General features: G+C 66.3%; 7 protein-coding genes. All 7 read left to right on the top strand.

What is annotated here, in order from left to right:
* Positions 1–907 (top strand): AarF/UbiB family protein (locus tag WA702_RS18750; protein ID WP_425112029.1); only part of this gene is annotated, 907 nt, incomplete at its 5' end.
* Positions 908–970: 63 nt separating this feature from the next.
* The gene (gene coaBC, locus WA702_RS18745) at positions 971–2389 is read left to right on the top strand and encodes a bifunctional phosphopantothenoylcysteine decarboxylase/phosphopantothenate--cysteine ligase CoaBC (RefSeq protein WP_425112028.1); all 1419 of its coding nucleotides are present in this window, start codon (positions 971–973) and stop codon (positions 2387–2389) included.
* Positions 2386–2838, top strand: a complete 453-nt coding sequence (dut, locus tag WA702_RS18740) for a dUTP diphosphatase (protein ID WP_425112027.1) — start codon at positions 2386–2388, stop codon at positions 2836–2838. The genes coaBC and dut overlap by 4 nt, the downstream gene beginning before the upstream one ends.
* Positions 2839–3028: 190 nt before the next feature.
* Positions 3029–5530: a PAS-domain containing protein gene (locus WA702_RS18735; RefSeq protein ID WP_425112026.1), complete on the top strand. Its 2502-nt coding sequence runs from the start codon at positions 3029–3031 to the stop codon at positions 5528–5530.
* Positions 5527–7050 (top strand): tRNA (adenosine(37)-N6)-threonylcarbamoyltransferase complex ATPase subunit type 1 TsaE, encoded by a 1524-nt coding sequence (gene tsaE / locus WA702_RS18730; RefSeq protein WP_425112025.1) that lies wholly within the window; start codon positions 5527–5529, stop codon positions 7048–7050. Before WA702_RS18735 ends, tsaE begins: the two co-directional genes overlap by 4 nt.
* A 342-nt stretch (positions 7051–7392) precedes the next feature.
* Positions 7393–7707, top strand: a complete 315-nt coding sequence (locus WA702_RS18725) for a PilZ domain-containing protein (RefSeq protein ID WP_425112023.1) — start codon at positions 7393–7395, stop codon at positions 7705–7707.
* A gap of 212 nt (positions 7708–7919) precedes the next feature.
* Complete coding sequence (locus WA702_RS18720) at positions 7920–8642, top strand: nucleotidyltransferase family protein (protein ID WP_425112022.1); 723 nt, start codon at positions 7920–7922, stop codon at positions 8640–8642.
* The last annotated feature ends 581 nt before the right edge of the window (positions 8643–9223 follow it).

Raw genomic sequence — 9223 nt, 5'->3', positions numbered from 1 at the left:
GGATTTCCGCGTCCCGGCGGTCGACTGGGACCGCACCACGCACAACGTGCTGACGATGGAGTGGATCGATGGCATCGCGCTGAACGATCACAAGCGCCTGGCGGAAGCGCAAGTCGACCTGCCCGATCTCGGCCGCAAGGTGATCCAGAGCTTTCTGCGCCACGCGCTGCGCGACGGCTTCTTCCACGCCGACATGCATCCCGGCAACCTCTTCCTCGAAAAGGAAGGCCGGCTGGTCGCGGTCGATTTCGGCATCATGGGCCGGCTCGGCATGAAGGAGCGGCGCTTCCTCGCGGAAATCCTGCTCGGCTTCATCACGCGCGACTATCGCCGTGTCGCCGAGGTGCATTTTGAGGCCGGCTATGTGCCGGGCCATCACTCGGTGGAGAATTTCGCGCAGGCCATCCGCGCCATCGGCGAGCCGATCCACAACCGGACCGCCGAAGAGATTTCGATGGCCAAGCTCTTGACCTTGCTGCTCGAGGTCACCGGCCTGTTCGACATGCGCACCCGCCCCGAACTGATCCTGCTGCAAAAGACCATGGTGGTGGTCGAGGGCGTCGCGCGCGGCTTCGATTCCAAGCTCGACATCTGGAAGGTCGCCGACCCCGTGGTGCGCGAATGGATCGAGCGCAATCTCGGTCCGCTGGGCCGTATTCAGAGCGCGACGTCCGGCGCCGGCGATCTGGCCCGGCTGCTGACCACCGTACCGGTACTGGCGGCGCGCGCCGCTGCTGTCATCGAGCAGTTCGAGGTGATGACCCGCGAGGGCCTGCGGCTGGCGCCGGAGACCATCGCGGCGATGGGCCGGACCGAAGGCAAGAAGAGCCGCTGGCGTGCGATCGCGCTCTGGATCATCGCGGCGACCTTCATCGGCATCCTGATCGCGGTGCTCCGACTCGCGTGACAGTGATTGCAATGCAATCATCATGTGATAGCATTGCAATCAAATAATGATCCGGAGGCCGCCGTGGCCAGCCTGACCATCCGCAAGCTCGACGATACACTGAAGACCTATCTGCGCCTGCGTTCGGCCAAGCACGGCCGCTCGGTCGAGGAAGAGGTCCGCGTCATCCTGCGCGCCCTGATCGAGCCGGTCGACGAGCCACCGTTCACGGCACCGCCTCCAGCTTCGCCCGATCACGCGCCGGAAGCCGTTGCCATCAGCGGTGTGCCCCGCGTCACCCTGATCATCGGCGGCGGCATCGCGGCCTACAAGTCGCTCGATTTGATCCGGCGGCTGAAGGAGCGCGGCGTCGGCGTCCGCTGCGTGCTGACGCAGGCGGCTTCGCATTTCGTCACCGAACTCGCCGCCAGCGCCCTGACCGGCGACAAGGTGTTCACCGATCTGTTCGATCCGCGCAGCGAATTCGACGCCGGCCATATCCGCCTCGCCCGCGACTGCGACCTGATTGTCGTGGCGCCCGCGACCGCCGATCTGATGGCGAAGATGGCCAACGGCCTGGCGTCGGATCTGGCCAGCGCCATCCTGCTGGCCGCCGACCGGCCGGTGCTGCTGGCGCCCGCCATGAACCCGCTGATGTGGAGCAACCCGGCGACGCGGCGGAATGCGGCGACGCTGGCGCGCGATGGCGTCCACATGATCGGACCTAATGTTGGCGAGATGGCCGAAAAGGGTGAAGCCGGGACGGGACGGATGGCGGAGGCGATCGAGATTGCGGGGGCCGCGATGCGGCTGCTGCGGCCTGCGACGCCACGGCCGCTGAAGGGCAAGCGCGTGCTGATCACGGCAGGCCCGACGCATGAGCCGATCGATCCGGTGCGCTATATCGCCAACCGTTCCTCCGGCAAGCAGGGCTTTGCCATCGCCGCCGCAGCCCAAGCCGCCGGCGCCGAGGTGCGGCTGATCTCGGGGCCAGTCGATCTCGCCGCGCCCAAGGGCGTCACGATGATTCGCGTGGAATCGGCGCGGCAGATGCTCGAGGCCGTGCAGGCAGCCTTGCCCGCTGACGTCGCGATCTTCGCCGCCGCGGTTGCCGACTGGCGCGTCGCCAATGCCGGCGAGCAGAAGCTGAAGAAGACCGGCAAGGCACTGCCGCAGCTCTCGCTGGTGGAGAACCCGGACATCCTATCCACGATCTCGCATCTCACCGCAGGGCGACCGCCGCTCGTCATCGGCTTCGCCGCCGAGACCGAGCATCTGATCGACAACGCCACGGCCAAGTTCCAGCGCAAGGGTTGCGACTGGCTGGTTGCCAACGACGTCTCGCCATCCACAGGCGTGATGGGCGGCGACCGCAACATCGTGCATCTCCTGACCCGCGAGCGCGATACCATCCATGTCGCCTCGTGGCCCGATATGACCAAGGATGAGGTCGCGACCGCGCTGGTCGCCGAGATCATCAAGACTGTAGGGACAACCAAGTGACCATCATCATCGACGTCCGCGTCCTGCCGCATGGCGAGGGCCTGGCCTTGCCGGCCTATCAGACCGCGCATGCCGCGGGCCTCGATCTGCTCGCCGCGGTTCCTGAGGATGCGCCGGTCGTGCTCGTACCAGGCCGCCATGCGATGGTGGCGACCGGGCTGTCGATCGCGCTGCCGGAAGGCTATGAGGCGCAGGTGCGGCCACGCTCCGGCCTCGCCGCCAAGCACGGCGTCACCGTGCTGAATTCGCCGGGCACCATCGACGCCGACTATCGCGGCGAGGTCTGCGTGCTCCTGATCAATCACGGCGCCGAGCCGTTCACGATCCGCCGCGGCGAGCGCATCGCGCAGATGGTGATCGCGAATGTCGTGCGCGCCGACCTCACCATCGCCACAGCGCTGACGACAACGACGCGCGGCAGCGGCGGGTTCGGTTCGACGGGCCGTTAAACCACGGAAATCGTTGGTGCATTCTGGCCACAAGGCCGCGGAAACAATCCGTTGTCCCGCGCTGCGTTGCACGTTCACGATCTGGACTCTTACCGCCGGACTCCCGAACCGGATATTGTTGCTTGATTCGCGAAACGGCGCGGTCAAGCAACCGGCGCCGCGTGGGATTTCGTGCGATCTTGGGGCAAAGATGTCAGGCGTGATCGTGGTGATGCGTCGGACGCTGCTGTCATGCACGTCACTCGCGCGCAGGGGCCTCATTGGCCTCGCTGCGATGACGCTTGCGCCATGCGGATCGGCGCGGGCCGCCGACACGCGGCCGTTGCAGACCATCGAGACGCTGGTCAGCCGGCAGGAGATCGCAGTGCTGGCGACTGCACTGGCGCTGCTCGGCTTCTCCGTGGTCGCTGCGATTGCTCTGGTGCGCATGCGGATCCGCTCCGCGCACAAGGAGGCGCGACTGCGCGATGACATCACCGGCCTGCAGCTGCAGGCCGACCGCTACCGCGCGCTGCTGTTCGCAGAGCCGCAGATCCTGATCTCCTGGACCGCGGGCGGTCATCGCCCGCAGATCTCCGGCGACACCTCGATGCTGGTGCCGCAGGACCAGCCACAGCGCGTCCTCGCGTTTGGAACCTGGCTTGCGCCCGAGCCGGCGCTGCAGCTCGATCACGCCGTCGATGCGCTGCGCGAGATCGGCGAAGGCTTCCTGCTGCATCTCACCAGCACCCACGGCCACGCCATCGAGGCGATGGGCCGCGCCATCGGTGGCCAGGCCATTGTGCGCATCCGCGAGCTCTCGGGCCTGCGCCGCGATTTCGCCGAGGCGCAGCTGCGGCTGAAGACGCTCGCGGCCGAGACCGAGCTGTTGCGCGGCATGGCCGGCGCCCTGCCCTGGCCGATCTGGGCCAAGCAGGCCAATGGCACGCTGCTCTATGCCAATCCGGCCTATGCCCGCGCCACCGACGCCGTCGATGTCGATGACGCGGTCAACCGCAATCTCGAACTGCTCGACAGCGGCGGCCGCGCCGACATGCAGCGCGCGCTGGCATCGTCAGGCCATTTCGAGGGCCGGCTGCCGATCGTCACCGGTGGCGAACGGCATCTGCACGACGTGCGCGCCTTCTCGCTCCATGACGGCTTCGCCGGCGTCGCGGTCGACGCCAGCGAGGCAGACGCGCTGAGCGCTGCGCTGCGGCGCATGGCGGACGCGCATCGCCGCACGCTTGACCAGCTATCCTCGGGCGTCGCCGTGTTCGATGCCCAGCGGCGGCTGTCCTTCTACAATGATTCCTACCGCCGGCTCTGGAACCTCGACCCCGCCTTCCTCGACGGCCACCCCGATGATTCCAGCGTGCTCGACCGGCTGCGCGCCGCGCGCAAGCTGCCCGAGCAGGCCGATTTCCGCGCCTGGAAGGCCAAGCTGCACGAGGCCTATCGGGCGGTGGAGGCCGCCAAGGACACTTGGTTCCTGCCCGACGGCCGCGCGCTGCTGGTCGTCACCACGCCGAGCCCGGAAGGCGGCATCACCTATCTGTTCGACGATGTCACCGAAAGCTTCGATCTCGCCCGCCGCTTCGACGGACTGATCCGGGTGCAACGCGAGACGCTCGACAGCCTCGCCGAAGGCGTCGCTGTGTTCGGCTCGAACGGCCGGGTCGAGCTGTTCAATCCCACGTTTGCCAAGATGTGGCGGCTGACACCGGACGCGTTGCGCGAGCACCCGCATATCGACACCGTCGAATCCTGGTGCCATCAGCTGCACGACGACCCGGCCGCCTGGCGCGTGCTGCGCGAGGCCATCACCGGCATCGAGAACCGGCTCGACATCACCTTGAAGCTGGAGCGCAAGGACGGCAGCGTGCTCGATTGCATGAGCCGGCCGCTGCCGGACGGCGCCACGATGCTGACATTCCAGGACATTACCGATACCGAGAATGTCGAACGCGCGCTGCGCGAGAGCAACGAGGCGCTGGAAGCCGCCGGCCAGATGAAGATCGATTTCGTGCACCACGTCTCCTACGAGCTGCGGGCGCCGCTGACGACGATCATCGGCTTCGCGCATTTCCTGTCCGATCCCTCGACAGGCCCGCTGACACAGAAGCAATCCGAATATCTCGACTACGTCACCAAATCGACCAACGCGCTGCTGGCGCTGACCAACAACATTCTCGATCTCGCCACCATCGATGCCGGCGCGATGAAGCTCGAGCTCGGGCAGGTCGACGCCAGGAAAGCGATCGAGGCGGCGGCGGAAGGCGTGCAGGACCGGCTGGCCACCGACCGCATCAACCTAAAGGTCGAGGTCGCCCCCAATGTCGGCTCCTTCGTCGGCGACGAACGCCGCGTGGTGCAGGTGCTGTTCAACCTGCTCGCCAACGCGGTCGGCTTCTCACCGGCGGACAGCGCCGTCGTGGTCAGCGCCAAACGCACCGACCACAACGTGACGTTCTCGGTCACCGATTCCGGCCCCGGCATTCCACCGGAGGTGAAGGACAAGGTGTTCGAATGGTTCGAGAGTCATTCGCAGGGCTCGCGCCATCGCGGCGCAGGCCTCGGCCTGTCGCTGGTGCGCTCGTTCGTCGAACTGCATGGCGGCAAGGTGCGGATGGATTCGGTGGTCGGCAAGGGCACCACGGTGACCTGCGACTTTCCGACCGACCACATTGCCCAGCGTAACGCCGCGGAATGACCGGCATCGCGACATTCGAGGCCGCGCTCGCCGATGAGGCCGCGACGGCGCATCTGATGGCCGACCTCGCGCTCCTGATCGGCCCCGGCGATCTCATCACGCTGACAGGCGATCTCGGCGCCGGCAAGACCGCAGCCGCGCGGGCGATGATCCGCCATCTCGCCGGTGACGAACAGCTCGACGTGCCGAGCCCGACCTTCACTTTGGCGCAGAGCTACGACCTGCCACCGTTCGCGCTGGTCCATGCCGATCTCTATCGCATCAACGATGCCTCTGAGCTCGAGGAGATCGGGCTGTCGCCGCTGCCGGAGGCGACGGTGGTGCTGATCGAATGGCCGGAGCGCGCCGGCGATGCGCTGTCCGCGGACCGCATCGAGATTGCCTTCCGCCATGATGGCGCGCGCGGCGAGACCGCGCGCATCGCCGAGATCAAGGGCTTTGGCAAGGCCGCGGCTCAGGTCTCGCGCCTCGCCGCGCTCAGGCAGTTTCTCGACGATGCCGGCCATAGCTCTTCGCGCCGCGAGCGGATGGCCGGTGATGCCTCGATCCGTTCCTATGCGCGGCTCTATCGCGGCGAGCGCGCCTTCATCCTGATGAACTCGCCGAAGCGGCCGGATGGTCCGGCCCTCTATAACGGCAAGTCCTATAGTGGCGCGGTGCACCTCGCCGAGGACGTCCGTCCGTTCGTTGCGATCGCCGGCGCGCTGCGCGGTCGCGGCCTCTCGGCGCCGAAGATTCACGATGCCGACCTCGAACAGGGCTTCCTGATCACCGAGGATTTCGGCACCGATGGCGTGATCGAGGGCGAGCCGGGTCGTCCGATCGTCGCACGCTACGAAGCCGCGACTGACCTGCTCGCCAAGCTGCACGGCGAGGAGATGACGAACGTGCTGCCGCTGGCGCCGCACGTCACCTACAAAGTGCCGCCGTTCGACACCGACGCGATGCTGACCGAGATCAGCCTGATGCTGGACTGGTATCTGCCCGATCGCGGCGCCGAGCCGTCCGAGGTGCTGCGCGGCGAGTTCATCGCGATGTGGCGTGCGCTGCTGGAAGAGCCGCTCGCGGCCGGCAGGACCTGGGTCTTGCGCGACTATCACTCGCCGAACCTGCTGTGGCTGTCCGCGCGCGAGGGCATCTCGCGCGTCGGCATCCTCGATTTCCAGGATGCGGTAATGGGGCCGCCGGCCTATGACGTCGTCTCGCTGCTGCAGGACGCGCGGATCGATGTCTCCGAGGCGGTCGAGCGCGCGCTGTTCAACCGCTACATCGAAGCCCGCATGACGGCCGATGACGGTTTTGACGCATCCGAATTCGCCGCGCATTACGCGATCATGTCGGCGCAGCGCAACACCCGGCTGCTCGGCACCTTCGCCCGGCTCAATCGCCGCGACGGCAAGCCGCATTATCTGAAGCACCAGCCGCGGATCTGGAGCTATCTCAACCGTGCGCTGGCCCACGCCTCGCTCGCCCCGCTGCGCGACTGGTATGCCGCCCATGTGCCGGCGCCGGTGGGGTAAGCAAACGCTGCCGTAGAACTCTGCCGGCTCATTCGAGCATGATGTCTCCGCCACCCGCCCCTGGAGGGGGAGGATCGGCTCACATCGAGCGCAGCGAGATCTGAGACGGGGTGGGTGATCTCTCGACATACTCCACTGTCAGCTTTCACCCCACCCCGCCGTGCATCGCTACGCGATGCCCGTCGACCCTCCCCCTCCAGGGGAGGGTGAACAAAAGCGCGCTCCGCAGTGGCATTCCCACTAACTTACGTCTTCCCAGCTTTACCGCTTCTTAGCCATCTCAGCTTAAACTCGGCGCGCACGATTGCGGCGATGCGCCGCCCGTGAGTGTGGGAGTGAGACATGGCGGAACGGCAGAAGGGCGAGCGCGTCATCTTCGAGCGCGGCATCCCCGCCTTCATGATGGGCATCGACGGCACCTGGCGGCGCAACTGCACCATCGAGGATGTCTCGGAGACCGGCGCCAAGCTGACGGTCGACGGCTCCGTCGAAGGCCTGCACCTGAAGGAGTTCTTCCTGTTGCTCTCGTCGACCGGCTTGGCCTATCGCCGCTGCGAGCTTGCCTGGGTCAACGGCGATCAGATCGGCGTCAACTTCCTCAAGCCCGGCGATCGCAAGAAGAAATCCGGCGGACGGCGGGCGATGACCGACGCCTGAGCCCTGTTGCGACATCGGCGCACAGGACACTGACCGCCGTCGCACAATCGTCACCACGAGGGGTTATCGCAGCAGAATCGAGACGACGCACGATCATGGAGCGGATTGACGTTTGCAGAGTTGGCTCCCCGGCGGGAGCGAATGTGGCGTCCGACCACCCGTGCATGCTATGATTCGATCGCACGCCCTTTGATTGCCAGAGACGCAGGAAGATGCCCGTTAAGCCGCAAAAAGCCATGGTTCTTGCCGCTGGTCTTGGCCAGCGCATGCGCCCGCTGACGGATACGATGCCGAAGCCCATGGTCTCGGTTGCCGGCCGTCCGCTGCTCGACCACGTGCTCGACCGGCTGGCGGACGCCGGCGTCACGGAGGCCGTCGTCAACGTGCACTATCTGCCCGACCAGATCATTGCGCATACCGCCGGCCGCGCGCATCCGCGCGTGATCATCTCCGACGAACGCGATCAGGTGCTCGGCACCGGTGGCGGCGTGGTCAAGGCGCTGCCGCTGCTAGGCCACGAGCCGTTCTTCCACGTCAATTCCGACACAATGTGGATCGAAGGCGTGCGCTCCAATCTGGGGCGGCTGGCGGAGGCGTTCGATTCCGAGCGCATGGACATCCTGCTGCTGATGGCGCCGACCGCAAGCTCGATCGGCTATAGCGGCCGGGGCGACTATTCGATGCTGTCAGACGGCACGCTGCGCAAGCGCAGGGAGCATCAGGTGGTGCCGTTCGTCTATGCCGGCGCCGCGATCATCTCGCCAAGCATCTTCGACGGCGCGCCCGAGGGCGAATTCTCGCTGGTCAGGATGTTCGACAAGGCCAACGAACAAGACCGGCTGTTCGGGCTGCGGCTCGACGGCGTCTGGATGCATGTCGGCACCCCGGACGCGGTCGCGGCCGCCGAAGAGGCGCTGCTGGAAAGCGCGGCGTAGTCGCTGGGCGCTCGGCTGTCGTCTCGGCTGATCCAACGCCCAGCAGCAACCACTCCGCTGTCGTCCGCGCCAAGCCAACCGCGAGCCGGATCCACAACCACTGAATTTCATTTTGCGAAAACTGGAGCTCCGGCTCGCATTCGCCATGCTCGCCCGTGGAACGGCACCCGGCCTTTGCGCCCTCGATGTTGACAAGGGCGAGACGCTGGCAAAGCTCGGACGCGAATGCGCCGCGAGAACAGATGCTTTTGGCGTAATTGCGAGGAGCCGAAGGCGACGAAGCAATCCAGCGCCTCACTCGAAGTCTGGATCGCTTCGTCGCTAACGCTCCTCGCAATGACGGGAGGAGCATCCAAATCTATCAACACCCATCCACACCCCGGCATGACCATGGCCCGATCGCTTCCTATATAGACGGCAGACCAAAGCGAATCAGTCGGGCCGATGCGCGTCTTCACTGTTCCCATCTCCGTACCGTTCCTGCGCGGCGTGATCGCGGCGCTGATCGACGGCCGGCTGGTTCCGGGCTTCGAGGCGCGGACGAACCCGGCGGTGCTGGCGACCGCGACGCTGTATCTGCC

The organism is Bradyrhizobium sp. (genome assembly GCF_049798375.1).
Lineage (GTDB): Bacteria > Pseudomonadota > Alphaproteobacteria > Rhizobiales > Xanthobacteraceae > Bradyrhizobium.
This window is presented reverse-complemented; position numbering and strand designations above follow the sequence as displayed.

Excerpts from the sequence above, each read along its gene's own strand:
- WA702_RS18735 (WP_425112026.1), top strand. The coding sequence starts at position 3,029 with ATGTCAGGCGTGATCGTGGTGATGCGTCGGACGCTGCTGTCATGCACG.
- tsaE (WP_425112025.1), top strand. The coding sequence starts at position 5,527 with ATGACCGGCATCGCGACATTCGAGGCCGCGCTCGCCGATGAGGCCGCG.
- WA702_RS18725 (WP_425112023.1), top strand. The coding sequence starts at position 7,393 with ATGGCGGAACGGCAGAAGGGCGAGCGCGTCATCTTCGAGCGCGGCATC.
- WA702_RS18720 (WP_425112022.1), top strand. The coding sequence starts at position 7,920 with ATGCCCGTTAAGCCGCAAAAAGCCATGGTTCTTGCCGCTGGTCTTGGC.